The organism is Streptomyces glomeratus, from assembly GCF_021462825.1.
Taxonomy (GTDB): Bacteria; Actinomycetota; Actinomycetes; order Streptomycetales; family Streptomycetaceae; genus Streptomyces; species Streptomyces glomeratus.
Genome location: NZ_JAKEEB010000037.1, coordinates 35852 through 62253 on the forward strand (window position 1 = coordinate 35852; position 26402 = coordinate 62253).

Here is a 26402-nt window from a genome sequence, read left to right on the forward strand (position 1 = left end):
CAGTGGCAGCCAAGCCGGCCAGACCTGCCAACGCCATCGACCAGACCCGGCGGATGCTCTCCCTGGTGACGTATCTGCGGGAGCGCCCCGGTGCGCGCATCGAGGACGTCGCCCGGGCCTTCGGGATCACCGAGGACGAGCTGGTCTCGGACCTCGATGTGCTGCCCATGTGCGGCACCAGCTTCCGCGGGGGCGACCTGCTCGACATCGACACCGACGGCGAGCGCATCTGGTGGCACAACCCGGCCGCCCTCGGCGCGGACGCCGCCGAGCCCCTGCGCCTGGCGGCCGACGAGGCGACCGCGCTGCTGGTGGCCGCGCGGGCCGTGGCCACCCTGCCGGGACTGCGCGAGAGCGACCGGCAGGCGCTGCTGCGTGCCACCGCCAAGGTGGAGACCGCCGCCGGTGAGGTCGCGGGCGCGAGCTCGCGCCTGTCGGTGACGTTCGAGTCGGAGGGCGGTGTCTTCGCGGACGTCGACCGTGCGATCTCCGAGCGCCGCCGGCTGTGGATCCGCTACTACTCGCCGGCCCGTGACGAGGTCACCGAGCGTGAGATCGATCCGATCCGACTGGTCAGCGTCGGGCACACCTATGTCGAGGCGTGGTGCCGCCGCTCGGAGGCGCGCCGCACCTTCCGGCTCGACCGGGTCGCCGAGATCAGGATCCTGGACGAGCCGTCGGCGCCGCCGGAGGTCGAGCTGCGGGATCTGTCGGAGGGGCTCGTCCAGCCCGCCGCCGAGGACCCCGAGGTGGTCGTCGAGGTCGGCCCGGCCGGGCGCTGGGTCGCCGAGTACTACCCGCACGACAGCGCGGACGAGCTGCCGGACGGCGGGCTGCGTATCACCTTGCGGACCCCGGACCCGGCGTCGCTGCGACGGCTGGCGCTGCGGCTCGGGCGCGACGGCCGGATCGTGTCGCCGCAGGACCTCGCGGAGAGCGCCCGCCGGGCGGCCCGCGAGGCGCTCGCGGCGTACGACGGGCCGGACGGAGTTCAGGACGGGCTGTACGACAGGCAGGAGCAGGGGCTGTGAGCACGTCGGCGATGTCTGGTGCGTCGGAGCAGTCGGGTGCCTCGGCCGGTGCGCCGCAGGCGCCCGCGGTGGCGGAGATGTCGGTGCGAACGGCGTTCGCCGGCATGCGGCGGGTGGCCGACGTGGTCTTCAGAGCCGGCTGCCCGGACTGCCGGGCCCGTTTCGAACTGGGTGCGAGCGCTCTGCGACTGGCGATCGGGGCCAGCAGCAGGACGACGTTCTACTCCTTCACCTGCCCCGAGTGCGGCGCGTCCGTGCGCAAGCCGGCGGGGGAGCGCATCGTCGAACTCCTCACCGGGGGCGGGGTGCGGACGCTGCGGCTGCACTCGACCCTCTAGGCTCGGGTTCATGTTCTGGCCGATGCTGGCGATCGCCCTGGGATTCCTGGGGCTTGCCGTTCTGGGTGTGCTCGCGGTCCGGGTCTTCCTGGAGGCGCAGCGCCTCGGGCGGCAGGTCGCGGATTCCGCACGCCGTATCAACCGCGCGGCGGAGGACCTGGAGCGGGCGGCGCTGAGTGCCGCGCAGGCTGTGGAGCAGGTATGAGACCTCCCAATGGGGGCGCAATGAGCCGCTTCGACCTGTCTAGGTGTCACCGCGGGCAGGTACTCTGCTGATCGCGGCCCGGAACGAGGCGCGGTCCGCAGACCGGGAGTATGCACAGGGATTGCCCCGCGTTCACCCCTGAGCGTTACGATCGCTGACGGAAGTCGGACGCATGTCCGACTGATCGGACAGCACCCCCACCCATGCCGCCTCGGTGAGAAGGTAAAGACTTATGTTCGGAAGGCTCGGAGCTCCCGAGATCATTCTCATCCTCGTCGTCATCATCCTGCTGTTCGGCGCGAAGAAGCTTCCGGACATGGCGCGCTCCCTCGGCAAGTCCGCGCGCATCCTGAAGAGCGAGGCCAAGGCGATGAAGGAGGACGGCAAGCCGTCCGCCCCGGCCGGCCCGCCGAACGACGAGCAGTCCCCGGCTCAGCGCACGATCCAGGCCGCGCCCGGCGATGTGACCAGCTCCCGCCCGGTCAACGAGCCGACGGACACGACCCAGCGCTGACGCAAGGTCCGGGGACTCCCGGGCCACTGCACGAGATGAGGATGTGGGTTGCTCAAGTCTGCCCGCAAGAAGGAGAAGGATCCCGAGGGGCGGATGCCCCTGGTGGAGCACCTTCGTGAGCTGCGCAACCGGCTCGGGAAGTCGGTCCTGGCCATCATCGTCGGCGCGATCCTCGCGGCGATGTACTACCGGGACATCATCAACTTCCTCACCGAGCCGATCCAGCACTCGGTGGGATGTTCGAAGACATTCACCGAGCTGGCCAACCAGAGCAAGGGTGCCTGCGGCAACATCACCGTGGAGGGCCTGCTGGGTCCCTTCACACTGATGATCAAGGTCGCGCTGACGGCGGGTGTCGTCATCGCCAGCCCGGTGTGGCTGTACCAGCTCTGGGCTTTCATCGCGCCCGGACTGCACAAGCACGAGAAGCGGTACTCGATCGCCTTCGTCGCGGCAGGCTTCCCGCTGTTCATGGCCGGCGCCTGGTTCTCGTACCACGTGCTGCCCGCCGCGGCCAGCGTCCTGATCGACTTCACGCCCGTGGGCGCGGTCAACCTGCTTCCGCTGGACGATCTGCTGGACCTCGTCACCCGCATGGTGATCGTCTTCGGTCTCTCCTTCGAGCTGCCGCTGCTGCTGGTCATGCTCAACCTCACCGGGCTCGTCACCGGTCGCCGGATGCTCGGCTGGTGGCGGGGCATGATCATGGGTGTCACCGTCTTCGCGGCCTTCGCCACGCCGACCGTCGACCCGATCTCCATGCTGTCCCTCGCGGCGCCGATCGTCCTGCTCTACTTCATGGCCACGGGCTTCGCGCTGCTGAACGACCGGCGCAAGCGCCTGCGCGAGGCGCAGGGCCCGGGCGACGACGAGGCCTCGGAGCTGGACCTCACCCCCACGGACATCGGCGAGGCCGAGCCGGTGCCCGCCTCCCGCGCCCTGCCGGAGCGGGGCGGCGCGGACCGTGACGGGGTGAACGGCTACGACGACGTGACGTGAGCCGGCGGACGCACTCCGTGAGGTGAACGACCCGGTGGGCCCCACCGCTTCGGCGGTGGGGCCCGCTGCCGTGGGAGATCCGGATAATGATCGTCGTGTTGTCAGCGGCGCCCGGTACGCTCGAAAGCACGATGACAGAGGACCTCTCACCGGCCGAGCGGTACGCGGCAGCACGCAGGCGCGCTGCCGAGCAGGCCACCGCGCTCGCCTCCTTCCGCGAGATGTACGACTTCGGCCTCGACCCCTTCCAGATCGAGGCCTGCCAGGCACTCGAGGCGGGGAAGGGTGTGCTGGTGGCCGCGCCCACCGGCTCCGGCAAGACGATCGTCGGCGAGTTCGCCGTCCACCTCGCCCTGCAGCAGGGCAGGAAGTGCTTCTACACGACGCCCATCAAGGCGCTGTCGAACCAGAAGTACTCCGACCTGTGCCGTCGTTACGGCACGGAGAAGGTCGGCCTCCTCACCGGCGACAACAGCGTCAACTCCGACGCCCCGATCGTCGTGATGACCACCGAGGTCCTGCGGAACATGCTGTACGCGGGCTCCCGGACCCTGCTCGGCCTCGGCTATGTGGTGATGGACGAGGTGCACTACCTCTCCGACCGCTTCCGCGGTGCCGTCTGGGAGGAAGTGATCATCCACCTGCCCGAGTCGGTGACGCTGGTGTCCCTGTCGGCGACCGTCTCCAACGCCGAGGAGTTCGGCGACTGGCTCGACACCGTCCGCGGTGACACCGAGGTGATCGTCGCCGAGCACCGGCCCGTACCGCTGTTCCAGCATGTGCTGGCGGGCCGCCGGATGTACGACCTGTTCGAGGAGGGCGAGGGCCACAAGAAGGCCGTCAACCCCGACCTCACGCGCCTGGCCAGGATGGAGGCCACCCGGCCGTCCTACCAGGACCGCCGGCGGGGCCGCGCCATGCGCGAGGCCGACCGCGAGCGGGAGCGCAGACAGCGCTCCCGGGTGTGGACGCCGAGCCGGCCCGAGGTGATCGAGCGCCTCGACGCCGAGGGCCTGCTGCCCGCGATCACGTTCATCTTCAGCCGGGCCGCCTGCGAGGCCGCCGTCGAGCAGTGCCTGTACGCGGGCCTCAGGCTCAACGACGAGGAGGAGCGGGAACAGGTGCGAGCGCTCGTCGAGGAGCGCACCGCCTCCATCCCTCCCGAGGACCTGCATGTGCTCGGCTACTACGAATGGCTGGAGGGCCTGGAGCGCGGTATCGCCGCCCACCACGCGGGCATGCTGCCGACGTTCAAGGAGGTCGTCGAGGAGCTGTTCGTCCGGGGCCTGGTGAAGGCGGTGTTCGCCACCGAGACCCTCGCGCTCGGCATCAACATGCCCGCCCGCTCCGTGGTGCTGGAGAAGCTCGTCAAGTGGAACGGCGAGCAGCACGCCGACATCACCCCCGGTGAGTACACGCAGCTCACCGGGCGCGCCGGCCGTCGTGGGATCGACATCGAGGGCCACGCGGTCGTGCTGTGGCAGCGCGGTATGAGCCCCGAGCACCTCGCCGGCCTGGCGGGCACACGGACGTATCCGCTGCGCTCCAGCTTCAAGCCGTCGTACAACATGGCCGTGAACCTGGTCGAGCAGTTCGGCCGGCACCGGTCCCGCGAACTGCTGGAGACGTCCTTCGCGCAGTTCCAGGCCGACAAGTCGGTCGTCGGCATCTCACGCCAGGTGCAGCGCAACGAGGAAGGGCTGACCGGCTACCGGGAGGCCATGACCTGCCACCTCGGCGACTTCGAGGAGTATGCGCGGCTGCGCCGCGAACTCAAGGATCGTGAGACGGAGTTGGCCCGTCAGGGCGCGGCCCAGCGCCGCGCCGAGGCCGCCGTCGCCCTGGAGAGGCTCAAGCCCGGTGACGTCATCCACGTGCCGACCGGGAAGTACGCGGGCCTGGCCCTGGTGCTGGACCCCGGGCTGCCCGCCGGCCGCGCGGGCGGCCACCGCGGCCTGGAGTACCACGACGGCCCGCGCCCGCTGGTCCTCACCGCCGAGCGGCAGGTCAAGCGGCTGGCATCGATAGACTTCCCGGTGCCCGTGGAGGCGCTGGAGCGGATGCGTATCCCGAAGTCGTTCAACCCCCGCTCGCCGCAGTCCCGTCGCGATCTCGCCTCCGCCCTGCGCACCAAGGCCGGGCACATCCCGCCGGAGCGGCACCGCAAGACGCGCTCCGCCGCCGCCGACGACCGCGAGATCGCCCGGCTGCGCACGGCCCTGCGCGCCCACCCCTGCCACGGGTGCAGCGACCGCGAGGACCACGCCCGCTGGGCGGAGCGCTACCACCGCCTGATGCGCGACACCTCCCAGCTGGAGCGCCGTATCGAAGGCCGGACGAACACGATCGCCCGCACCTTCGACCGCATCGTCGCCCTGCTCACCGAGCTGGACTACCTGCGCGGCGACGAGGTGACCGAACACGGAAAGCGCCTCGCGCGGCTGTACGGCGAGCTGGACCTGCTGGCCAGCGAATGCCTGCGCGAGGGCGTCTGGGAGGGGCTCGCCCCGGCCGAACTGGCCGCGTGCGTCTCGGCGTTGGTGTACGAGGCCCGGGTGGGGGACGACGCGATGGCACCGAAGCTGCCGTCGGGCAAGGCGAAGGCCGCGCTCGGCGAGATGGTGCGGATCTGGGGCAGGCTCGACGCCCTCGAGGAGGAGTTCCGCATCACCCAGACCGAGGGCGTGGGCCAGCGCGAGCCCGACCTCGGTTTCGCCTGGGCCGCCTACATGTGGGCCGGCGGCAAGAGCCTCGACGAGGTCCTGCGCGAGGCCGAGATGCCGGCCGGTGACTTCGTCCGCTGGACCAAACAGGTCATCGACGTTCTCGGCCAGATCGCGGCGGCGGCTCCCGTGGAGGGCTCCACCGTGGTGAAGAACGCGCGCAAGGCGGTGGACGGCCTGCTGCGCGGCGTGGTCGCCTACTCGTCGGTGGGCTGACCTACCGTCGTCGGTGGGCTGACCTACCGTCGTCGGTGGGCTGCCCACCGCTCCCGCCGGTCGTGACCGGGTCCCGGACCGTCTTCGCGGGACGGCCGGGACGGCCCCGGGTCGGCGCGCGGCCGCGCCGCTCCGGCCGCCCAGGCGGCCGGACCGGTCAGCGGTTCGGGTGCGCTCGCCGGCTTCCGTACGCCCTGATGTCCTCGCGTCCGCGAGGGCAGTCGGCTCGAGCACCGGCGATGGCCGGATCGGGCCCTCCACCCCCTCGGCCCCAAGAGGCGCTCACGTCATCCGTGAAGGGGGAATCCCACCCGCACGGGTGACTCGTCCCCGACGCCTGTTCCCTGTGACGCACCGTGTGCGAACAGAGCCTCCCTGTGCAAAAGGAGTCGAGCGTACTCCTGCCCCCATGGGCATTTCAGGTGCTTGCTGAATATGACATGGCGATGATCCGGTCGGACTAAGCTCGCCCGCGGCGCACCGAGTTGAGGCGTAATCGTGCGCTTGTTCCCCAATATATCGAAGATCCCTCGATGCCGGATTCGTTTCCGGTATCTACCCCCGCTTTTGCCGAGTAAGCACCCGATCCAGCCGATTCGTCTCAGAGGGCATACATGGTGAGTGTTCCATCGCCTCCCGGTGGCCGTGAACTTCCCTACGCACCCGCGCTGTTGCTGCCCGCCATACTGATGGCCGCGGCCACCGGGAGCGCCGTCGTCCTGGTGACGGCCCCCGCCAAATCCGCCGTCGGCTGGTTCGGCGCCGTCGCCACGCTCCTCGTGACCGCCGTCTCGGTCCTGGCGGCCCGCCGGGACCGCGCACTGCGTTCGCTGCGCGCCGACTTCACACAGCGGGCCGCCTACCTCGAACAGCGCATCACCTCCCAGGACGACGACCTCGAGTTCTTCCGCACCGAGATCGTGCCCAGGGCCCTCGACACGGTCCGGGACGGAATCTCTCCCGCGGAGGTCATCCGCACGATCGTCGACGAGAACCCCCACTTCCGCGGACTGCCCCAGCCCCAGCGCCAGTTGCTGCGCACCGTGCTCCAGATCGTCGACCGCGAGATCGCGCGGCGCGACTCCGCGCTGCGTGCCTTCGTCAACATCGCCCGCCGCGTCCAGGCCCTCGTCCACCAGCAGGCCAAGGAACTGAGGGAGATGGAGGAGGACCACGGCCGCAACCCCGAGGTCTTCGACGACCTGCTGCGCATCGACCACGGCACCGCGCTGATCGGCCGCCTCGCCGACTCCATCGCCGTCATCGGCGGCGGCCGGCCCGGCCGCCAGTGGCCCCAGCCGGTACCGCTCTACAGCGTGCTGCGCGGAGCGATGTCCCGCATCCTGGAGTACACCCGCATCGAGCTGCACTCCATCGCCAAGGTCAACATCAAGGGCACCTCCGTCGAGCCGATCATCCACGCCGCGGCCGAGCTGCTCGACAACGCCACGCGCTACTCCCCGCCCCAGACCAAGGTCCACGTCACCGCCACCGAGGTGCAGACCGGCATCGCGGTCGAGATCGAGGACGGCGGGATCAGCCTGAGCGAGGAGAACCGCGCCAAGGTCGAGCGGATGCTCGCCGAGGCCCAGGCCGGAGTGGACGTCCAGGAGATCGGTGAGGCGCCGCGCCTCGGCCTCGCCGTCGTAGGGCGCCTGTCGACGATGTTCAACATGCATGTCTCGCTGCGGCAGTCGGCGTACGGCGGCGTCCGCGCGATCCTCGTCATCCCGAACGACATGCTGACCACCGACCCCGCCCCCGGGTTCGCCCACGGCATCGGCGCCACCTCCGTGCCGACCCTGGACAACGACGGGGTCAAGGGGCCCGACCGCGTGCAGAAGAGGCGCCGTCCGACCACCGGGCCGCGCGTCCCGGAGCAGTTCGCCGCCGAGGACGACGTCCCGGTGGTGACCGAGTGGACCCCGAACGGTCTGCCGCAGCGCCGCAGCCGGGTCAAGACCCCGCTCAGCCGGCGCATGGCGGAGGCCGCCGCCGCGGAGGCCGCCGCCCAGGCAGTCCAGGCCGCGACGCACGCCCCCTGGGGGCCGGAGCCCGAACCGGAGAAGGAGGAGCCCGCTCCCGGCCTGTGGGTCGAGGCGTTCATGAACGGGCTCAAGACCGCCCCGGACCCGAACGCGTTCTCCGCCGGGCCCCCGGCCGACGAGCCGCGCGCATTCACCAGCAACGACGAGCCGGCCCGTGCCCAGGCCGACGACGAGGGGGACCACAAGTGATCCAGCAGCGAGGCAATTTCGACTGGTTGCTGAAGGAACTCGCCGACGGCGTCCCGGGCATCCACCAGGTCGTGGTGCTGTCCGCCGACGGTCTGCGCATCGCCCGCTACGGCGGTGACCCGGACGCGGCCGACCGCATCGCAGCGGCCTGCGCCGGGCTGCAGAGCCTGGCCGGAGCGGTCGCGTCCGAGATCCCGGACAGCGACGGCAGGATGCGCATGGTCATCATCGAGATCGACGGCGGCTACTTCTACATGATGGCGGCCGGCCCCAACGCCTACCTGGCGGTTCTCGCCGACACGGTCGCCGAGGCGGGACTGATGAGCAACCGCATGCGCGACCTCGTCCTCCGCATCGGCTCCCATCTGACGAGCCCGCCGCGGCGCAACGGGCAGACCGTATGACTCCTCCGCAACGCCGACGGCGTCAGTCCAGGGAACAGCCCCCGCCGGAGCCCGTCGCGGCAGGCGGCCCCAAGGAGGGCGAGCAGAAGAACCCCGAGCGGTTGTACATCCTCACCGGAGCGGCCGCCGGGGGCGAGCGCGCCCCCATCGACCTCGTCACCCTGATCGTGACGAGCGCCGACCCCCCGCCCACCGCCACGCCGGAGCAGTCGGCGCTGCTGCGGCTGTGCCGCGCACCCCTGTCCGTGGCCGAGATCTCGGCCTATCTCAGTCTGCCGTTCGGCGTGGTGACGGTCCTGCTCACCGACCTGCTGACGGCCGAACTGGTCCAGGCACGCGCCCCGATCGTCCGCCAGGCGGTGCCCGACCGATCCCTCCTCGAAGCGGTGATGCATGGACTTCAAAAGCTCTGACACCGTCCCCGGTCCACGGGCCGAGGACCACCTGCCGCACACCACACAGGCCGCGGTGAAGATCGTGATCGTGGGCGGCTTCGGGGTCGGCAAGACCACCATGGTCGGGTCCGTCAGCGAGATCAGGCCGCTGACGACCGAGGAGACCATGACCCAGGCAGGCATCGGAGTCGACGACAACTACGGCTCCGACACCAAGACGGCCACCACCGTGGCCATGGACTTCGGCCGGATCAGCATCACCGAGCAGCTGGTGCTCTACCTGTTCGGCACCCCTGGCCAGGAACGGTTCTGGTTCCTGTGGAACGGCCTGTTCGAGGGCGCGCTGGGTGCCGTGGTGCTGCTCGACACCCGTCGGCTCGAGGTCAGCTTCGATGTCATCGGCCGTCTGGAGGAGCGGGGCGTGCCCTTCGTGGTCGCCGTCAACTCCTTCCCCGACGCGCCCCGTTACCCCACCGCGGAGCTGCGCGGAGCACTCGATCTGCCCGAGGAGATCCCGATCATCGAGTGCGACGCACGGCGCCGGGCCTCCAGTCGTGAGGTCCTGATGACGTTGATGCGCTTCCTGCACTCCCTGGCGGTGCAACACGTGCCCGCCTGACCGGGGCACGCCCCGGCGATACCCGACCCCACCCCAGACACCGGATCCCCCGACGTTTCGGAGCGACCATCGTGACGCCTGAATCCCACTCCCTGACCGACATGGACCTCACCGCCGCCGACGCGCCCGTTCCGCCGCCCGGCTGCCCGGCCCACGGCCTCGGCCCCGGCGGAGTGCGCCGGCTCTACGGTCCCGAGGCGGAGGACCTGGGAGCCCTGTACGAGGAACTCCGTGCCGAGCACGGCGCCGTGGCCCCGGTGCTGATCCACGACGACGTGCCGATGTGGGTGGTGCTCGGCCACAGCGAGAACCTGCACATGGTGCGCTCTCCCTCGCAGTTCACCCGGGACAGCCGCACCTGGACCCCGCTGAACTCCGGCCGGATCAAGCCGGACCACCCGCTGACCCCGCACTTCGCCTGGCAGCCGATCTGCTCCTACGCCGAAGGCGACGAGCACCTGCGGCTGCGCGGCGCGGTCACCGGCGCCATGTCGACCATCGACTACCGGGGACTGCGCCGGTACATCAACCGCACGACGCAGGCCCTCGTCAACCGTTTCTGCGAGGAGGGCCGGGCCGATCTGGTGGGCCGGTTCGCCGACCACCTGCCGATGGCGGTGATGTGCGAGGTCCTCGGCATGGCCGACGAGTACAACGACCGGATCGTGCACGCCGCCCGCGACATGCTCAAGGGCACCGAGACCGCGATCGCCAGCAACCAGTACATCGTGGACGCCCTGACCCGGCTCACCGCCCGCCGCCGCACCCAGCCCGAGGACGACTTCACCACCCACCTCGTCAACCACCCGGCACGGCTGACGGACGACGAGATCAGGGAGCATCTGCGGCTGGTCCTGATCGCCGCCTACGAGGCCACGGCCAACCTCATCGCCAACGTGCTGCGCGTGATCCTCACCGACCCGCGCTTCAGGGCCCAGCTCAACGGCGGGCAGATGACGGTGCCCGAGGCGGTCGAGCAGTCGCTGTGGGACGAGCCGCCGTTCAGCAGCATCCTCGGCTACTTCGCCAAACAGGACACCGAGCTGGGCGGCCAGCGCATCCGCAAGGGCGACGGACTGCTGTTCGGCATCGCGCCGGGCAACGTCGACCCGCGGGTGCGGCCCGACCTCTCCGCCGGTATGCAGGGCAACCGCTCCCACCTCGCCTTCGGCGGCGGCCCGCACGAGTGCCCGGGCCAGGACATCGGCCGCGCCATCGCCGACACGGGCATCGACGCGCTGCTGACGCGACTGCCGGACATCCAGCTCGACTGCGCGGAGGACGAGTTGCGCTGGACGGCGTCCATCGCGTCACGGCACCTGGTGGAGCTGCCGGTGCGGTTCGAGCCGAGGCCGCCGCAGGACGTGAGGCAACGGCCCGCCCTGCGCCCGTTGCCGGCGCAGCGCCCCGGCTGGCTGATCACGACCACCGGGCGGCAGAGCACGGAGCCGGTGGACGACCGGCCCTTCACGCCGGACACGGTGGCCGCCTGGTCGGTGGCGCCGGAAGGGGCCGCGCGGACGCTGCCGGTCCCACCGGCCGCGGCGCCGCAGCGCCGGCCCGGCCTGTGGCGGCGGGTGCTGCGCTGGTGGCGCGGGGACTGAGCGCTACCCGGCCCAGGTCTCCTGCGCCGACCATGCCTCGAGCACCCGTCCGCTGACGAAGCGGTGTGCGTCCCCCGTGACCGGATCGGTGAACTCCAGGGCCCGCGCCAGCAGTTGGAGCGGGCGCCGGAAGTCGCCGGCCGGCCGGGGGCCGGTCACCACGGGGTACAGCGGATCACCGAGGATCGGCAGCCCCGACGCGGCCATGTGCACCCGCAGCTGATGGGTCTGCCCGGTGGCGGGGAGCAGCCGGTAACGGCCATGGCCTGCGCGGTGTTCCAGCAGTTCGATCCGGCTGATCGCGTTGGGCTCGCCGGGCACCTCACGGGCCGCGAGGACCCCCCGTTCCTTCACGATCCGGCTGCGCACGGTGCGCGGCAGGGCCACCTCGGGGTCGTACGGGGCGACGGCCTCGTACTCCTTGGTGACCCGTCGGTCGCGGAACAGCGACTGGTAGGTGCCCCGGTCCTCGGGCCGCACGGTGAACAGAACCAGGCCGGCGGTGAGCAGGTCCAGCCGGTGCGCGGCGGTCAGGGCCGGGATCTCGAGGTCGCGCCGGAGCCGGGCGAGGGCGGTCTCGGCGACATGACTGCCGCGCGGGGTGGTGGCGAGGAAGTGCGGCTTGTCGGCGACGACGATGCGCTCGTCGCGATACACCACCTCTACCGGGAACGGCACCGGATGCTCCTCGGGCAGCTCCCGGTGGAACCACACGTACATTCCCGGCACATACGCCGCGTCGCGCGTGACCGGCCGCCCGTCGGCCCCGACGATCAGCCCCGAGTCCAGCATCCCGTCGATCACTCCGTCCCCGGCCGCGAGCCGCGCCACGAGGTGGTCCCGCACGGTGATCCAGCCCTGTCCGAACGGCAGCCGCACCCGTACCGCGTCGACCCCCTCGCGCTGGGGCAGGGGAGAGGGCGGGATCCGGGTCTTGCGTCGCATCACGGACAAGCGTACGAGGTGCCGGGGGCGGGCGACGCGGAAGTACCGGTGGCCGCCGGCCGGGGCGCAAGCGCCGCGCGCAGCGAGGCAGGGTCGCCCGTCATCGCGCCCTTGCGGAAGTCTCACCCTTCGCGATATGTCGTGTCTATTGCCTAGCCCGACGACTCGCGATATGTTCGGCCACGGATATTCGTGAGCGAGGACATGCGGAAGCGAGGTGACAAGGTATGGCGGCCAAGCGGCGAAGGCTCGGCAATCCGCTCGCGCTCGCGGTCATGGTGCTGCTCATCGAGCGGCCGATGCATCCGTACGAGATCGCCCAGACCCTGCGCCGTCGCGGCAAGGACTCCAGTCTCAAGATCAACTACGGCTCGCTGTACACCGTCGTCCAGAACCTCCAGAAGCACGGATTCGTGGAGGTCGCCGAGGTGCAGCGCCAGGGGAACCGCCCCGAGCGCACGCTCTACGGCATCACGGACGCCGGACGGGTCGAGGCCGCCGAGTGGCTGTCGGACCTGCTCGCCGTCCCGGCGCGGGAGTTCCCCATCTTCGGGGCGGCGCTCTCGCTGATGGGCGTGCTCCATCCCGACGAGGTGACCCGCCTCCTCGTGGAGCGGCTGGGCAGCCTGGACGTACAGGCCGCGAGCCTGCGGGGCGCCCTGGAGAAGCTCCAGGAGACCCTGCCCCGGCTCTTCGTGATCGAGTCCGAGTACGAGCTCCACATGGTCCAGGCGGAGGCCGCGTGGGTACGCGGCATTCTCGCGGAGCTGACGGCCGGCACGTTTCCCGGCCTGCGGCAGTGGCGGACCTTCCAGGAGACGGGAGAGGTCCCCGAGGAGTACCGGAAGCTGGAGGGCGGCGACGTGAACGGACCGTAGCCGCCGTAGCGGCGAAGACCCCGGCCGGGCTGTTGCAGCAGCCCCGCCGGGGTCTCGAACCCCGAGCCGAATCCGCCGTGAGGCACATCCGGGCGATCGAGGTGCGGCACACCCAGGATAGCCCGGCACTCCTCACGCGGATCGGTCGTCCCTCCGCGCAAGCGGATCCCGATCCCTTCGCTCATCGAGCTCACCGAGGAGTGCAGCCGCCATGAACACCCGTGCGCCCGCAGTGCAGGCGCGTCAGCTCGTCAAGACCTATCCCGGCGACGTCACGGCGTTGAACGGCCTGGACGTCACCGTGGAGCCCGGCACCGTCTTCGGGCTCCTCGGCCCGAACGGCGCCGGCAAGTCCACCACCGTCAAGATCCTCACCACCCTGGCCCGGGCCGACTCGGGCTCGGCCACCGTCGCCGGGCACGACGTGCTGCGCCATCCGGACCGGGTGCGCCGGGCGATCGGGGTGGTCGCACAGAACTCGGGGGCCGACCCCGTCGCCACGGGCCGCGAGAACCTCGAACTCCAGGGCCGTCTCTACGGGGTGAGGGGCCGGACGCTCACCGCACGCGTGGACGAGCTCCTGGAACGCTTCGCCCTCACCGAGGCCGCCCGGCGCCAGGTCAAGGGGTACTCCGGCGGTATGCGGCGGCGCCTCGACCTGGCCCTCGGCCTCGTCCACCGCCCCGACGTGCTCTTCCTCGACGAACCCACCACCGGTCTGGACCCCGAGGCGCGCACCGCGATGTGGGACGAGATCGCCCGCCTCGCCGGGCACGAGGGACTGACCATCCTGCTGACCACGCACTATCTGGAGGAGGCCGACCGGCTCGCCGACCGCATCGCGATCGTCGACCGCGGCCGGGTCGTGGTCGAGGGCACCCCCGACGGCCTGAAGGGCGAACTGCGCGGCGACGCCGTCCACGTGGAGCTGCGCGAGACGCTCGGTGACAGCGGGAGGGCGCTGCTGCAGGGTGCCCTCGGGACGGTTCCGGGCGTGCACGAGGTTCTGTTCGACGGGCGCCGCGTCAGCGTGCGCGCCGACGACGGAGCGGCCTGCGTGCCGGCGCTGCTCGGAGCGCTGGAGCGCGCCGGGGCCGGTGTGGCCTCCGCGACCGTCGCCCGCCCCTCGCTCGACGACGTCTACCTCCGTTACGCGGGCCGCCGTTACTCCGAGGCCGAAGCCCCCGGCGCCGACGCCCTCGTCCTCGCGGGAGGTGCCCGATGAGCGCCACGCTCCTCGACACCTGGTACATGACGAGGCGTCAGCTGGTCGTCTTCGCCCGGCAGCCGGCGTACGCGGTCATCACCCTGATCCAGCCGGTGATCTGGCTGTTCCTCTTCGGCAGCCTGTTCAGGAAGGTCGTCGAACTCGGCGGCTTCGGCACCACCTCGTACCTGGACTACCTCGTCCCGGGTGTGGTGGTGATGAGCGCCCTCAGCTCCAACATGTGGGCGGGCATGGGAACCCTCGAGGAGATCCAGCGGGGCACCCTCAACCGCTTTCTGACCACGCCGGTCAGCCGGGCCGCGCTGATGAACGGGAACGTCGTCAACAACGGCCTGGTCACCGCGCTTCAGTCCGTGGTCATCGTGCTGCTCGGTCTGCTGGGCGGCGCGGACTACCCGGGCGGCATCGGCGGCGTCACCGTGCTCGTCGTCGCCTCGGTGCTGCTGGGCACCGTCTTCGGGGCGCTGTCCAACGCGCTCGGCATGCTGGTGCGCGAGAGGGAGTCGATCATCGGGATCAACACCTTTCTGCTGCTCCCGCTGACCTTCCTGTCCTCCGCCTTCATGGCACCGTCGCAGACGCCCTCGTGGATGCGGCACATCGCCGACTTCAACCCGCTCGACTGGGCGATGGTCGCGGGCCGTTCGGCGATGTCCGCGCATCCGGACTGGGGGGATGTGCTCGGCCGCGGCGGGGCACTGCTGGGACTGGCGGTCGCCGCGGTCTGGCTGTCCATCCGGACGTTCCGGTCCTACCAGCGGTCGGTGTGAGCACCACGCCCGGTGTGAGCACCGCGGTCGGTGCGAACACCACACGGTGAAGGGGCGGCACCGCGCCGGTGCCGCCCCTGTCCGTCCTCCCGCCGTTCTCACGCGGCGGACGCGCCCTCCTGCTCCGCCTCGATGCGCGCGTTCCACTCCCGCTTGGAGGCCTGCCAGCCGTCCTCGTTGTGACCGAGGCGCCAGTAGCCGGAGATCGAGAGGTCCTCGCGCGGGATCCGGTACTCGACGCGCAGCAGCCGGCGCAGCTGCTTCACACAACCGGCCTCGCCGTGAACGAACGCGTGCACCCGGCCCTCGGGGAATTCCAGGGCCCGCACGGCCTCGACCAGCGCCTCGCCGACCGGGCGGTCACCGCGGTGCAGCCAGACGACGTGCACATCGGAGTCGATCTTCAACTCGTCCTCGGGGCCCCCCACCTCCACGAAGGCGTACGTCTCGGCGCCCTCGGGCAGTGCCTCCAGGGCGGCCGCGATCGCCGGCAGCGCGCTCTCGTCCCCGGCGAGCAGATGCCAGTCGGCGCCGGCGTCCGGGGCGTAGGCGCCGCCGGGGCCCACGAACCGCACGGTCTCGCCCGGCTGTACGCGCAGCGCCCAGGGCCCGGCGAGGCCCTCGTCGCCGTGGATGACGAAGTCCAGGGTCAGTTCCCGGCGTTCGGGGTCCCAGGCGCGTACCGTGTACGTCCGCGTCACGGGCCACTGCTCGCGCGGGTACTCCTCGCGGATGCGCTGCATGTCGAAGGGTTCGGGGTAGGTGACGCCGTCGGCCGGGAACAGCAGCTTCACATAGTGGTCCGTGCAACTGCCCGTCGCGAACTCCGCGAGACCCTCGCCGCCCAGCACCACCCGCTGCATGTGCGGGGTCAGCCGCTCCGTGCGGACGACCTGTGCGGAGTGGGCCTTGCGTGCCCTGCCTGCCGGGCGCTCTGCCATGACACTCTCCCCATCCCTTGCTTAGGCTTACCTAAGTTAGCACCTCCTGTCAGTTAACACCTCTTCCGTGAAGAGTCGATGGCCGGGCCGGAGGTGTGTCGGGCAACGTCAGGCGCCGAGCGTGGTCAGCAGTCGCTGCAATGAGCCTCCCAGGCCCCAGCGGGCCGCCAGTCCGTCCAGCGCCCCGGGATGGCGCGGCGTTCGCGGCAGGGCGGTGTCGACCTGCGGCAGGGGGACGTCCCCGGCGACCCGTACGACCCTCGGTGCGACCGCCAGGTACGGCCGTGCCTCGTCGAGCCGCTTGCGCTGGGCCGGACTGAGCCGGGACGCCGGGTCGTCCACCGCGGCCATGATTCCCGCCAGGTCCCCGAACTCCGCGAGCAGCTTCGCCGCGGTCTTCTCGCCGATACCGGAGACGCCCGGCAGCCCGTCGCTCGGGTCGCCGCGCAGCAGCGCCAGATCCGCGTAACCGGGGCCGTCGACGCCGTACTTCTCGCGCAGCACCGCCTCGTCGGTGTGCTGGAGCGTGCCGACGCCCTTGAGCGGATACAGCACGCGCACCCCGCGCGCGTCGTCGACCAGCTGGTACAGATCGCGGTCGCCCGTCACGATGTCCACCGGGCCCTTCGCGCGGGCCGTGAACGTGCCGATCACGTCGTCCGCCTCGTACCCCGCCACGCCGACGCGTGCGATGCCCAGCGCGTCCAGCACCTCCTCGATGACCGGAACCTGCGGGGAGAGGGTGTCCGGCACCATCTCCTCGTCCGGGCCCCCCGCGTGCTCCTCGGCCACCCGGTGCGCCTTGTAGGAGGGGATCAGCTCGACCCGCCAGTGCGGGCGCCAGTCCGCGTCCATACAGGCGACCAGGTCGTCCGGGCGGTGGTCCCGGACCAGCCGGTCGATGAAGTCGAGCAGACCGCGCACGGCGTTCACCGGCGTGCCGTCCGGGGCCTTCACGGACTCCGGGACGCCGAAATAGGCGCGGAAATAGAGCGAGGCGGTGTCGAGAAGCATCAGGCGTCGGGTCACCTTCCGCATCATGCCGTACGGCACCGACAGGGGCCCGAAGGCTCCTGCGGGGCCGTCGAGACGTTCGCTCCACGTACTGGCGTACGAGACGGTCCGTACAGGCGTACGGGAAAGATCCGGACAACCCGATCGGGTCCACGGCGCCGGCGGCGGCCCCTCACGGCCCCCCGACCGGCCGGACCGCCCGCGTTGGTCTCCGGGTTCCGGCCGTGCGCCCCGCCCCCGCCCCGGGACGCAGGGGCTGCTGGGGCGCCTGCGCCGCCTCTGATCAGCTCTTTCGCCCGGTGTGGGGGCGGTGTGCGCGGGGTGGCGGAATGGCTCGTCCGGTGGCGCGAACCAGGACGCTCACCACTCTTGTATAGGACACCGATGTGACGGGCGCATGAAACGGTTTGCCGAACATGCGTAGGGTGCAGACAGAACTCACAGAAGCAGTACACCGACGCACCACCGGGCAGCGGCGGCACATCCGCCGGGCGGGGCAGGCGGACCGACGAGCGAGGGAGGGAGCCGAGGCGATGGGCGACCACAAAGAGCAGCCCCTTCGGGTGGGCGCTGCCGTCCGGCGGCGACGCCGGGCGCTGGAGCTCACCCTCGCCGTCGTGGCCCAGCGCAGCGGCCTGTCGGTCCCCTTCCTGAGCCAGGTCGAGAACGAGCGGGCGCGACCCAGCCGTCCCTCCCTGGAACGGATCGCCGACGCGCTCGGCACCACGGCCGTCGAACTGCTCGCGGCGGCCGACCCGGCGTGCAGCGTGGACGTCCTGCGGGCCGACGACGAGGTTCTGGAGCCGGGCCGGGCGCTGGTGCGCCCGCTGGTGCGCGGCCACCACCAGCTGCACGCGATGGAGTTCATAGGGGACCACGACGAGGGCCGCGAATTCCAGCACCGCAACGACGAGTTGATGTACGTCGTCGAGGGTGGCGTCGAGGTGGAGGCGGAGGGCCGGGCGCACCGGCTCGGACGCGGCGACACCCTGTACCTGAGCGGGGGAGTGCGCCACCGCTGGCGGGCGACCGTGCCGGACACCCGGGTGATCGTCGTCGCGGTCTCGGACCATGTCGAGGCGGTCGAGGACCCGTCGCGCCGACGCCGCTGACGTGCCGGACACCCCGTCGCCGCCCGCAGGCCCGAGGAGGCCGTGATGCGTGTCGTCTCGCTCGTGCCGTCGCTGACCGAGGCGGTGGCCGCCTCCGTGCCGGGCGCACTGGTCGGCGCGACCGACTGGTGCAGTCGCCCCGCGGAACTGGACGTCGTCCGGATCGGCGGCACCAAGAACCCGAAGGTCGAGCAGATCGTCCGGCTCGCCCCCGACCTGGTGCTCGCCAACGAGGAGGAGAACCGGGAGCCCGACCTCGCCGCCCTGCGGGAGGCGGGTCTGGAGGTCCTCGTCACCGAGGTGCGGGACGTGCCGGGGGCGTTCCGTGAACTGGAGCGGGTGGTGGCCGCGTGCGGGGCGCCCGTCCTGCCGGGCTGGCTGGAGGAGGCCCGCGCCGCATGGGCGCGGCTGCCGTTGCCCGAGGCCCGGACGACCGCCGTGGTGCCCGTGTGGCGACGGCCCTGGATGGTGCTGGGCCGCGACACCTTCGCCGGGGACGTCCTGGCCCGGCTCGGCGTGGACAACGTGTACGCGGCGCACCCCGAGCGCTATCCGCGGATCCCTCTGGAGGACCTGCGCGCCGCGGCCCGCGGGCTGGTGGTGCTGCCCGACGAGCCGTACCGGTTCACCGCCGAGGACGGCCCGGAGGCGTTCACGGGGACGCCGTGCGCGCTGGTCAGCGGGCGTCACCTCACCTGGTACGGCCCGTCCCTGACCGAGGCACCGCGGGTCGTCGCCGAGGCGCTGCGAGCAGCTCGCCGCTGAGGACGCCCCGGGCCGTACGGACCGCGGCGACGGCCCAGGCGGCGACGAGCAGCACATACAGTCCGGTGGCGAGCGCGTCGAGGACGGCGAGCCCGGTGCGCCGGGCCAGCGCCTCCGCCCCGGTGACACAGGTGCCGACCGGGAACGTGAACGCCCACCACGTCATGGTGAATCCCATGCCCCGCCGCAGCGCGCGCACCACCAGCGCGCCGGCGAGGGCCAGCCACAGCAGGGCGAAGCCCAGCACAGGAACGCCGTACAGCAGGGCGAGGACGCCGAAGCCACCGGCGTACGGCGACGGCACGACCCCCGGCGCGGCGGCCGCGAGCGCGCCGGCGGCGGTGACGGACTGGCCGAGCGGACCGAGCACCAGGAAGAGGGTCGGCGTCGAGGCGAGCGGCAGCGGGCCCCGGACGACGAGCCGGGCGAGGATGAGCGGCAGCATCACAAGCGTGGCCAGCAGGCTCAGCCCGGCCATCGCCAGGCAGCCCAGCAGCAGGGTCTCCCGGCCCTGTCCGGCGGGCAGATGCGCGACCAGTGGCGGCCCCTGGGCCGCGGAGACCATGGGGGCGACCAGGGGCAGCAGCCAGACGGGGCCGGCCTGGTCCGGCTCGATGTGCTGCCGGGCCACCATCAGGTACGGCACCGCCACGGCGATGACCAGGCCCGCGACGCTGCCTGCCGTGAACAGGACGGCGTCCAGGGCGACGGCGGGGCCCGGGCCGGTCCAGTCCCGGCCCACCACCACGGCACCGCCGCCCACGGCGAGCAGGGCCATGGCGAAGCAGCCGTGGAAGGGGGCCGCGGCGGGGTCGAGGAGCTGGGCGCGGGCCCGGTCGCGATGGTGGATCCAGTGCAGGGTGCGGGCGTACAGCAGGACCACGAGCAGGGTCAGGGAGAACGCCCATACCGCCGCACAGGCGGCGCGCAGTCCCGGCACGTGCCCGGCACCGGGCAGACCGGCACCGGCCGTCGCCACGATCGCGGTGCCCATGACGGAGGCGTACCAGTTCGGGCCGAGGTGCCGGACGGCGGCGGCCCGCCGCCGGGGGACGCCGGGAAGCACGAGGGGCTGGGCTGCGGTGACCATGTCTGCACGGTCCCGCGTGGCCACGCTGGCGACCAGGGACCACGTCCCTATGAGGACATAAGCTGTGCTTATGAGCAAGGGCGAGGAAACAGCGGCCCCGGTGGCCGGTCTGGCGCACCGGGTGCCGGACCTGGGCGCGCTGGAACTGCTGCTCGCCGTCGCCCGGCTGGGGAGCCTCGGGCGCGCGGCACGTGAGCTGGGGATCACCCAGCCCGCGGCCAGCAGCCGGATCCGGTCGATGGAGCGGCAGTTGGGCGTGGCGCTGGTGGACCGCTCGCCGCGCGGCTCACGGCTGACCGACGCGGGGGCACTGGTCACCGACTGGGCGCGGCGGATCGTGGAGGCCGCGGAGGCGTTCGACGCGGGGGCACAGGCGCTGCGGGGCAGGCGGGACTCACGGCTGCGCGTGGCCGCGAGCATGACGATCGCGGAGTATCTGCTGCCCGGCTGGCTGATCGCGCTGCGGGCGCAGCGGCCGGACACGGCGGTGTCGCTGCTGGCCGGGAACTCGGCGGCGGTCGCCGGGCGCCTGCTCGCGGACGAGGCGGACCTGGGTTTCGTGGAGGGCCTCGCCGTGCCGGCGGGCCTGGACGAGGCGGTCGTCGCCCATGACCGGCTCATCGTGGTGACGGCACCGGGGCACCCGTGGGCGCGCCGCCGCGCGCCGCTGTCCGCCGGGGAACTGGCCTCGACCCCGCTGATCCTGCGGGAGGAGGGCTCGGGCACCCGCCAGGTCCTCCAGGCGGCCCTGGGCGGCCTGGCCCGCCCCCTGCTGGAACTGTCCTCCACGACGGCGGTCAAGGCGTCCGCCGTCAGCGGCGCGGGCCCGGCGGTGCTGAGCGAGCTCGCCGTCGGCGAGGAACTCTCGGCCCGCCGCCTGGTGAGCGTCCCGGTGGAGGGCGTACGGCTGGACCGGGCACTGCGGGCCGTGTGGCGCACGGGGCACCGGCCGACGGGTCCGGGACGGGACCTGCTGGGGCTGACGCGGGGCTGAGGAGGCTGATGCGGGGCTGACACGTGGCTGATGCGGGGTGGCGGCCCCGGCGCGGTCACGCGGCCGACGCGGCCCGCACCAGCGCCCCCATCACCCGCAGGTCCTCGCCCATCTCCGGATGCCACTGGACGCCCAGCACCCACTCGGCCCCCGGCCGCTCCACCGCCTCGATGGTGCCGTCCTCGGCGTACGCCGACACCACCAGCCCATCGCCGAGCCGGTCCACCGCCTGATGGTGGTGGGTCGGCACGGACGCCGACTCCGGCGCCACCTCGGCGTACCGTGTGCCCGGCACCGGCTTGACGGTGTGCCGTCCGAACACCCCCACCCGCTCGACATGCCCCTCGATGTGCTGCACGAGCGTGCCGCCCAGGGCCACGTTCAGCAGCTGCATCCCGCGGCAGATACCGAGCAGGGGGGTGCCGGAGGCCAGTGCCGCCCCGATCAGGGCCAGTTCCCAGGCGTCGCGCTCGGGCCGCGGCGAACCGGTGCGCGGGTGGCGCTCGGCGCCGTAGCGCGACGGGTCGACGTCCGGGCCGCCCGAGATCACCACACCGTCCAGCCGGGCCACCGTGGCCGCCGCGTGCGCAGGATCGTCCGGCGGCAGCATGGCGGCCAGTCCGCCGGCCCGCTGCACGAGCGCCGGATAGCCCGCCGGCAGCAGCGCCGCGTCCAGCTCCCATAGGCCCCAGCGGGTGCCGGCCTCCAGATACGTGCTCACACCGATCAGCGGTCGTCCGGTCACATGGGCCTCCCCGGGATTCAATGGAGTGAATTCATACCTTTACGAAGAACTGCCGCGGGCCGGAGGCATGGGCGTGCCTACCGGCGCTTTCAGGCCAGGAACCCTCGCAGCAGTGCCGCCGTCCCCGCGCAGTGCTCCCGCATCATCTCCCGAGCACCGTCCGCGTCCCCGTCGAGCACCGCCTCCACCAGCGCCTCGTGCTGACGCTGCGAGTGCTCCAGGTTCCGCACCAGCAGCGGGATGCAGTCCAGCAGGTCGTTGACCGTCGCCCGGACGGCCGCGTACTGCGCCGTCAGCGACGGCGAGCCGCACAGCTCGGCCAGCGTGAGGTGCAGCAGGGTGTCCAGCCGCCGGTACTCGGCGAGGGGGGCGTCCTGGGTACGCGCCAGCGCCTCCCGCAGCCGCTCGGCCTGCTCCCCGGTGAGGCCGTGCACGGCGCACAGGCCCGCCGCCCCCACCTCCAGCACCTCGCGGAAGCGCAGCACGTCCTCGATGTCGGTCCGCTCGACGCGCCGGCGCAGCTCGTCCTCGCCGCCCACGTCGGCGCGCGGCCGCACGAACGTACCGCCGTAGCGCCCGCGCCGCGACTCCACCAGGCCCTGATCCTGGAGCACCTTCAGCACCTCGCGGAGCGTCACCCGGCTGATCCCGAGACGCTCCGCCAACTCCCTCTCGGCGGGCAGCCGTTCACCTCCGGGGACCAGCCCGAGACGGACGACCTGGAGGATCTGCTCCAGCGCCTCCTCGAAGCCGTTGCCCGCCCGTACGGGCCGCAGCACCGGTGTCAGCCGGTCCCGCGGGCCGCCGCCGGACTCCGTCTGCGACATATGGCCGCGCCCCCTTCCCAAGAAATGGTTCTCGGAAATACCTTATGACTCCGGCGGACCGAAGGAGACTTCCCGTGGCACATCGAACACCCCCGCTCGGTGTCGAGGAACTGCACGCCCTCGTCGCGGGCGGCGAGATCGACACCGTCGTCCTGGCCTTCCCGGACATGCAAGGGCGCCTCCAGGGCAAGCGGTTCGCCGCCCGCTTCTTCCTCGACGAGGTACTGGAGCACGGAACGGAGGGCTGCAACTACCTCCTCGCCGTCGACACCGAGATGAACACGGTCGACGGGTACGAGATGTCCTCCTGGGACCGCGGCTACGGCGACTTCGCCCTCCACCCCGATCTGAGCACCCTGCGCCGGGTTCCCTGGCACGACGGCACGGCCCTCGTCGTCGCCGACCTGGCCTGGAGCGACGGGTCCCCCGTGGCCGCCGCGCCCCGGCAGATCCTGCGGCGGCAGCTGGAGCGCCTCGCGGCCCTGGGACTCACCGCCCAGGTCGGCACCGAGCTGGAGTTCATCGTCTTCAAGGACGCCTACGAGCAGGCATGGGACGCGAACTACCGGGGACTGACCCCGGTCAACCAGTACAACGTCGACTACTCCGTGCTCGGCACGGGCCGCATCGAGCCGCTGCTGCGCCGTATCCGCAACGAGATGGCGGGCGCCGGCCTCACCGTCGAGTCCGCCAAGGGCGAGTGCAACCCCGGCCAGCACGAGATCGCGTTCCGGTACGACGAAGCCCTGGTCACCTGCGACCAGCACGCCCTCTACAAGACCGGCGCCAAGGAGATCGCGGCCCAGGAGGGCGTCTCGCTCACCTTCATGGCCAAGTACAACGAGCGCGAGGGCAACTCCTGCCACATCCACCTCTCGCTCACGGACGAGCACGGGCGCACCGTCATGCCCGGCGCGCCGGACGACCCCGGCGGGATGTCCGAGGTGATGCGGCACTTCCTCGCGGGACAGCTCACCGCCCTGCGGGACTTCTCGCTCCTGTACGCCCCGGGCATCAACTCCTACAAGCGGTTCCAGCCCGGCTCCTTCGCCCCGACCGCGGTCGCCTGGGGACACGACAACCGCACCTGCGCCCTCAGGGTGGTCGGCCACGGCCGTTCGCTGCGCTTCGAGAACCGGGTGCCCGGCGGCGACGTCAATCCGCACCTCGCGGTCGCCGGAATGGTCGCGGCCGGCCTCCACGGCATCGAGCAGAAGCTGGAGCTCCCCGACCCCTGCCCCGGCAACGCCTACACCGCCGACTACGAGCACGTGCCCACCACCCTGCGCGAGGCAGCCGAACTCTGGGAGAACAGCCCCATCGCCAAGGCCGCCTTCGGTGACGAGGTGGTGGCGCACTACCGCAACATGGCCCGCGTCGAGCTGGCCGCCTTCGACGCCGCGGTGACCGACTGGGAGCTGCGCCGCTCCTTCGAACGCATGTAAGAGGTCCTTCCTTGTCGAATCCGCTGGAACTCCAGGTACTCAACCCGGCCACCGAGCAGGTCGTCGCCACCGTCCCCGCCGCGGGCACGGCCGACGTGGACGCCGCCGTCGTACGCGCCGCGCGGGCACAGTCCCGGTGGACGGCGCTCCCGCCCGGCGACCGCGCCCGGCTGCTGCGCCGCTTCGCCGTGACGGTCGACGAACACCTGGAAGAACTCGCACGGCTGGAGGTCCGCGAGGCCGGACACACGATCGGCAACGCCCGCTGGGAGGCGGGCAACGTCCGCGACCTGCTGGACTACGCGGCCGGGGGAGTGGAGCGGCTCACCGGCCGTCAGATCCCGGTTCCGGGCGGCCTGGACGTCACCATCCTCGAGCCGCTCGGTGTCGTAGGCGTCATCGCGCCCTGGAACTTCCCCATGCCGATCGCCGCGTGGGGCATGGCCCCGGCGCTCGCCGCCGGCAACGCGGTGCTCCTCAAACCCGCCGAGACGACCCCGCTCACGGCCCTGCGCCTGGCCGAGCTGGCGCTTGCGGCGGGCCTGCCGGACGGACTGTTCCAGGTGCTGCCGGGCCACGGCCCCGTGGCGGGCCGGGCGCTCGTGGAACACCCGGGCGTGGCGAAGATCGTCTTCACCGGGTCGACGGCCGTGGGCAAGGAGGTGCTGGCCAAGGGCTCCGCCCTCCTCAAGCGCGTCACCCTCGAACTCGGCGGCAAGAGCCCGAACATCGTCTTCGCCGACGCCGACCTCGACGCCGCCGCGGCCGCCGCCCCCATGTCCTTCCTCGACAACTCCGGCCAGGACTGCTGCGCCCGTACCCGTATCCTCGTCCAGCGCTCCGTCCACGACCGCTTCCTCGGCCTCCTCGCCCCCGGGATCGAATCGGTCGTCGTCGGCGACCCGGCCGAGGAGAGCACCCAGATGGGGCCGCTGATCTCCGGAACCCAACTGGAACGCGTCCGTGGTTACGTCGACCCCGAGGCGCCCGGCATCCGCGGCAAGGCCCCCGAAGGCCCCGGCTTCTGGTTCCCGCCCACCGTCCTCACCGGAGTCGAGCCGCACGCGCGCGTGGCCGTCGAGGAGGTCTTCGGGCCGGTCGCCGTCGTGCTGCCCTTCGAGGACGAGGCCGACGCGATCCGCCTCGCCAACGACACCCCCTACGGTCTCTCGGGCTCCGTCTGGACCCGGGACATCGGCCGCGCGCTGCGCGTCTCCCAGGCCGTCCGCGCGGGCAACCTGTCCGTCAACTCCCACTCCAGCGTCCGCTACTGGACCCCCTTCGGCGGCTTCAAGCAGTCGGGGATCGGCCGTGAGCTCGGCCCGGACGCCCTGAGCGCCTTCACCGAAACCAAGAACGTCTTCATCAGCACGGAGGGCCCCGCACAGTGACCTCGCAGACACCGGACACCATCTGCCGCCGCCTGGTCGGCCGGACCGCCGTCGTCACCGGAGCCGGCAGCGGCATCGGTCTCGCCGCCGCGCGCCGGCTCGCCGCCGAGGGCGCCCACGTCGTCTGCGGCGACATCGACGAGACCCGTGGCAAGGCCGCCGCCGACGAGGTCGACGGGCTCTTCGTGAAGGTGGACGTCACCGACGCCGAGCAGGTCGAGGCGCTGTTCAAGGCGGCATACGACACCTACGGCAGCGTCGACATCGCCTTCAACAACGCCGGGATCTCACCGCCCGACGACGACTCCATCCTGGAGACCGGGCTGGAGGCCTGGAAGCGGGTGCAGGAAGTCAACCTGACCTCCGTCTACCTGTGCTGCAAGTCCGCGATCCCCTACATGCGGCGCCAGGGCAAGGGCTCCATCATCAACACGGCGTCGTTCGTCGCCCGCATGGGCGCGGCCACCTCGCAGATCTCGTACACCGCCTCCAAGGGCGGCGTGCTCGCCATGTCGCGGGAGCTGGGTGTGCAGTTCGCCCGCGAGGGCATCCGGGTCAACGCCCTGTGTCCCGGACCGGTCAACACCCCGCTGTTGCAGGAACTCTTCGCCAAGGATCCCGAGCGGGCCGCGCGCCGGCTGGTCCACATCCCGGTCGGGCGGTTCGCGGAGGCCGAGGAGATCGCCGCCGCCGTCGCGTTCCTCGCCAGCGACGACTCCTCCTTCGTCAACGCCACCGACTTCCTGGTGGACGGGGGCATCTCGGGTGCGTACGTCACACCGCTCTAGGGGCGCAGGGGTGCGGTCCATGTCGGGCGGGACATCTTCTCGCATGGACCCCGGTCGCGGCCCCCCGGCCCCCGCCGCCGCCGCGCCCCCCCCCCCCCCCCCCCCCCCGGGCGCTGCGGCGGCGGCAGCTGCGGAACCTCCTCACCACGCTGCTGCTGTCGACGGGGGTGCCGATGCTGGTGGC

Annotated in this window: 26 protein-coding genes; 20 read left to right on the forward strand and 6 right to left on the reverse strand. The window is 71.9% G+C overall.

Annotation, left to right across the window (positions count from 1 at the left end; all coding sequences use genetic code 11):
* Positions 1-2: 2 nt before the first annotated feature.
* From LZ604_RS29795 to LZ604_RS29845, 11 genes are all read left to right on the forward strand, one after another.
* On the forward strand, positions 3-1031 hold the full coding sequence (locus LZ604_RS29795) for a helix-turn-helix transcriptional regulator (protein ID WP_234518906.1): 1029 nt from the start codon (positions 3-5) through the stop codon (positions 1029-1031).
* 11 nt (positions 1032-1042) lie between these two features.
* A complete protein-coding gene (locus LZ604_RS29800; protein WP_234518907.1) occupies positions 1043-1369 on the forward strand; it encodes a CpXC domain-containing protein in 327 nt (108 codons plus the stop codon).
* Positions 1370-1379: 10 nt separating this feature from the next.
* Positions 1380-1574 (forward strand): hypothetical protein, encoded by a 195-nt coding sequence (locus tag LZ604_RS29805; protein WP_234518909.1) that lies wholly within the window; start codon positions 1380-1382, stop codon positions 1572-1574.
* Positions 1575-1806: 232 nt separating this feature from the next.
* Positions 1807-2088: a Sec-independent protein translocase subunit TatA gene (gene tatA / locus LZ604_RS29810; protein ID WP_234518910.1), complete on the forward strand. Its 282-nt coding sequence runs from the start codon at positions 1807-1809 to the stop codon at positions 2086-2088.
* Positions 2089-2136: 48 nt separating this feature from the next.
* Positions 2137-3087, forward strand: a complete 951-nt coding sequence (tatC, locus tag LZ604_RS29815; RefSeq protein WP_234518911.1) for a twin-arginine translocase subunit TatC — start codon at positions 2137-2139, stop codon at positions 3085-3087.
* Between the two features lie 86 nt (positions 3088-3173).
* Complete coding sequence (locus LZ604_RS29820; protein WP_234518912.1) at positions 3174-6026, forward strand: DEAD/DEAH box helicase; 2853 nt, start codon at positions 3174-3176, stop codon at positions 6024-6026.
* Positions 6027-6640: 614 nt separating this feature from the next.
* Positions 6641-8263 carry an ATP-binding protein gene (locus LZ604_RS29825; RefSeq protein ID WP_234518913.1) on the forward strand — a complete coding sequence of 541 codons (1623 nt, stop codon included), beginning with the start codon at positions 6641-6643 and terminating at the stop codon, positions 8261-8263.
* On the forward strand, positions 8260-8667 hold the full coding sequence (locus LZ604_RS29830) for a roadblock/LC7 domain-containing protein (RefSeq protein WP_234518914.1): 408 nt from the start codon (positions 8260-8262) through the stop codon (positions 8665-8667). The genes LZ604_RS29825 and LZ604_RS29830 overlap by 4 nt, the downstream gene beginning before the upstream one ends.
* Positions 8664-9080, forward strand: a complete 417-nt coding sequence (locus LZ604_RS29835) for a DUF742 domain-containing protein (protein WP_234518915.1) — start codon at positions 8664-8666, stop codon at positions 9078-9080. Before LZ604_RS29830 ends, LZ604_RS29835 begins: the two co-directional genes overlap by 4 nt.
* Entirely contained in the window at positions 9061-9681 is a 621-nt protein-coding gene (locus tag LZ604_RS29840) for a GTP-binding protein (protein WP_234518916.1), read from the forward strand. Before LZ604_RS29835 ends, LZ604_RS29840 begins: the two co-directional genes overlap by 20 nt.
* A 71-nt stretch (positions 9682-9752) precedes the next feature.
* Entirely contained in the window at positions 9753-11285 is a 1533-nt protein-coding gene (locus LZ604_RS29845; protein ID WP_372482227.1) for a cytochrome P450, read from the forward strand.
* A gap of 3 nt (positions 11286-11288) precedes the next feature.
* On the opposite strand, the gene LZ604_RS29850 is transcribed toward LZ604_RS29845, so the two are convergent.
* Positions 11289-12230, reverse strand: coding sequence for an RluA family pseudouridine synthase (locus LZ604_RS29850; protein ID WP_234518917.1), 942 nt, complete (start codon positions 12228-12230; stop codon positions 11289-11291).
* Positions 12231-12457: 227 nt separating this feature from the next.
* On the opposite strand from LZ604_RS29850, the gene LZ604_RS29855 reads away from it, so the two are divergent.
* The 3 genes from LZ604_RS29855 to LZ604_RS29865 all read left to right on the forward strand — a co-directional run bounded on the left by LZ604_RS29855 (position 12458) and on the right by LZ604_RS29865 (position 15106).
* Positions 12458-13108: a PadR family transcriptional regulator gene (locus LZ604_RS29855; RefSeq protein ID WP_234518918.1), complete on the forward strand. Its 651-nt coding sequence runs from the start codon at positions 12458-12460 to the stop codon at positions 13106-13108.
* Between the two features lie 211 nt (positions 13109-13319).
* Positions 13320-14333, forward strand: coding sequence for an ATP-binding cassette domain-containing protein (locus tag LZ604_RS29860; protein ID WP_234518920.1), 1014 nt, complete (start codon positions 13320-13322; stop codon positions 14331-14333).
* Positions 14330-15106 (forward strand): ABC transporter permease, encoded by a 777-nt coding sequence (locus LZ604_RS29865; RefSeq protein ID WP_234518922.1) that lies wholly within the window; start codon positions 14330-14332, stop codon positions 15104-15106. The genes LZ604_RS29860 and LZ604_RS29865 overlap by 4 nt, the downstream gene beginning before the upstream one ends.
* Positions 15107-15204: 98 nt before the next feature.
* Here the strand turns inward: LZ604_RS29865 and LZ604_RS29870 are convergent, their stop codons facing one another.
* Both LZ604_RS29870 and LZ604_RS29875 read right to left on the reverse strand, forming a co-directional pair.
* Positions 15205-16047: a siderophore-interacting protein gene (locus LZ604_RS29870; RefSeq protein ID WP_234518923.1), complete on the reverse strand. Its 843-nt coding sequence runs from the start codon at positions 16045-16047 to the stop codon at positions 15205-15207.
* 108 nt (positions 16048-16155) lie between these two features.
* The gene (locus LZ604_RS29875; protein ID WP_234518943.1) at positions 16156-17085 is read right to left on the reverse strand and encodes a 5'-3' exonuclease; all 930 of its coding nucleotides are present in this window, start codon (positions 17083-17085) and stop codon (positions 16156-16158) included.
* 509 nt (positions 17086-17594) lie between these two features.
* Here LZ604_RS29875 and LZ604_RS29880 point away from each other — a divergent pair.
* Together LZ604_RS29880 and LZ604_RS29885 are read left to right on the forward strand one after the other, a co-directional pair.
* Positions 17595-18173 carry a helix-turn-helix domain-containing protein gene (locus LZ604_RS29880; RefSeq protein WP_234518924.1) on the forward strand — a complete coding sequence of 193 codons (579 nt, stop codon included), beginning with the start codon at positions 17595-17597 and terminating at the stop codon, positions 18171-18173.
* A 45-nt stretch (positions 18174-18218) separates the two neighbouring features.
* The gene (locus LZ604_RS29885; RefSeq protein WP_234518925.1) at positions 18219-18938 is read left to right on the forward strand and encodes a helical backbone metal receptor; all 720 of its coding nucleotides are present in this window, start codon (positions 18219-18221) and stop codon (positions 18936-18938) included.
* Here the strand turns inward: LZ604_RS29885 and LZ604_RS29890 are convergent.
* Positions 18865-20028: a TDT family transporter gene (locus LZ604_RS29890; RefSeq protein WP_234518926.1), complete on the reverse strand. Its 1164-nt coding sequence runs from the start codon at positions 20026-20028 to the stop codon at positions 18865-18867. The genes LZ604_RS29885 and LZ604_RS29890 overlap by 74 nt on opposite strands.
* 70 nt (positions 20029-20098) lie before the next feature.
* Between LZ604_RS29890 and LZ604_RS29895 the strand changes: the two genes are divergently transcribed.
* Positions 20099-21022 (forward strand): LysR family transcriptional regulator, encoded by a 924-nt coding sequence (locus LZ604_RS29895; RefSeq protein ID WP_234518927.1) that lies wholly within the window; start codon positions 20099-20101, stop codon positions 21020-21022.
* Positions 21023-21077: 55 nt separating this feature from the next.
* On the opposite strand, the gene LZ604_RS29900 is transcribed toward LZ604_RS29895, so the two are convergent.
* Positions 21078-21767 (reverse strand): gamma-glutamyl-gamma-aminobutyrate hydrolase family protein, encoded by a 690-nt coding sequence (locus tag LZ604_RS29900; protein WP_234518929.1) that lies wholly within the window; start codon positions 21765-21767, stop codon positions 21078-21080.
* A gap of 89 nt (positions 21768-21856) precedes the next feature.
* Positions 21857-22594, reverse strand: a complete 738-nt coding sequence (locus tag LZ604_RS29905) for a FadR/GntR family transcriptional regulator (RefSeq protein WP_234518932.1) — start codon at positions 22592-22594, stop codon at positions 21857-21859.
* Between the two features lie 74 nt (positions 22595-22668).
* Here LZ604_RS29905 and LZ604_RS29910 point away from each other — a divergent pair, with 74 nt between their 5' ends.
* From LZ604_RS29910 to LZ604_RS29920, 3 genes are read left to right on the forward strand one after another with little or no spacing between them, the layout of a single operon-like run.
* Positions 22669-24039, forward strand: a complete 1371-nt coding sequence (locus tag LZ604_RS29910; RefSeq protein ID WP_234518934.1) for a glutamine synthetase family protein — start codon at positions 22669-22671, stop codon at positions 24037-24039.
* Between the two features lie 11 nt (positions 24040-24050).
* Positions 24051-25430, forward strand: coding sequence for an aldehyde dehydrogenase family protein (locus LZ604_RS29915; protein ID WP_234518936.1), 1380 nt, complete (start codon positions 24051-24053; stop codon positions 25428-25430).
* On the forward strand, positions 25427-26218 hold the full coding sequence (locus LZ604_RS29920) for a 3-oxoacyl-ACP reductase (protein WP_234518937.1): 792 nt from the start codon (positions 25427-25429) through the stop codon (positions 26216-26218). Before LZ604_RS29915 ends, LZ604_RS29920 begins: the two co-directional genes overlap by 4 nt.
* Positions 26219-26402: the final 184 nt, after the last annotated feature.

Bases quoted from the DNA above. Each gene is read 5' to 3' on its own strand.
- LZ604_RS29895 (WP_234518927.1), top strand. From the start codon at position 20,099: ATGAGCAAGGGCGAGGAAACAGCGGCCCCGGTGGCCGGTCTGGCGCAC.
- LZ604_RS29805 (WP_234518909.1), top strand. From the start codon at position 1,380: ATGTTCTGGCCGATGCTGGCGATCGCCCTGGGATTCCTGGGGCTTGCC.
- LZ604_RS29820 (WP_234518912.1), top strand. From the start codon at position 3,174: ATGATCGTCGTGTTGTCAGCGGCGCCCGGTACGCTCGAAAGCACGATG.
- LZ604_RS29835 (WP_234518915.1), top strand. From the start codon at position 8,664: ATGACTCCTCCGCAACGCCGACGGCGTCAGTCCAGGGAACAGCCCCCG.
- LZ604_RS29840 (WP_234518916.1), top strand. From the start codon at position 9,061: ATGGACTTCAAAAGCTCTGACACCGTCCCCGGTCCACGGGCCGAGGAC.
- LZ604_RS29905 (WP_234518932.1), bottom strand. From the start codon at position 22,594: ATGTCGCAGACGGAGTCCGGCGGCGGCCCGCGGGACCGGCTGACACCG.
- LZ604_RS29825 (WP_234518913.1), top strand. From the start codon at position 6,641: ATGGTGAGTGTTCCATCGCCTCCCGGTGGCCGTGAACTTCCCTACGCA.
- LZ604_RS29860 (WP_234518920.1), top strand. From the start codon at position 13,320: ATGAACACCCGTGCGCCCGCAGTGCAGGCGCGTCAGCTCGTCAAGACC.
- LZ604_RS29880 (WP_234518924.1), top strand. From the start codon at position 17,595: ATGGGCGACCACAAAGAGCAGCCCCTTCGGGTGGGCGCTGCCGTCCGG.
- LZ604_RS29800 (WP_234518907.1), top strand. From the start codon at position 1,043: ATGTCTGGTGCGTCGGAGCAGTCGGGTGCCTCGGCCGGTGCGCCGCAG.
- tatA (WP_234518910.1), top strand. From the start codon at position 1,807: ATGTTCGGAAGGCTCGGAGCTCCCGAGATCATTCTCATCCTCGTCGTC.
- LZ604_RS29890 (WP_234518926.1), bottom strand. From the start codon at position 20,028: ATGGTCACCGCAGCCCAGCCCCTCGTGCTTCCCGGCGTCCCCCGGCGG.
- LZ604_RS29855 (WP_234518918.1), top strand. From the start codon at position 12,458: ATGGCGGCCAAGCGGCGAAGGCTCGGCAATCCGCTCGCGCTCGCGGTC.
- LZ604_RS29885 (WP_234518925.1), top strand. From the start codon at position 18,219: ATGCGTGTCGTCTCGCTCGTGCCGTCGCTGACCGAGGCGGTGGCCGCC.
- LZ604_RS29865 (WP_234518922.1), top strand. From the start codon at position 14,330: ATGAGCGCCACGCTCCTCGACACCTGGTACATGACGAGGCGTCAGCTG.
- LZ604_RS29850 (WP_234518917.1), bottom strand. From the start codon at position 12,230: ATGCGACGCAAGACCCGGATCCCGCCCTCTCCCCTGCCCCAGCGCGAG.
- LZ604_RS29875 (WP_234518943.1), bottom strand. From the start codon at position 17,085: ATGCGGAAGGTGACCCGACGCCTGATGCTTCTCGACACCGCCTCGCTC.
- LZ604_RS29870 (WP_234518923.1), bottom strand. From the start codon at position 16,047: ATGGCAGAGCGCCCGGCAGGCAGGGCACGCAAGGCCCACTCCGCACAG.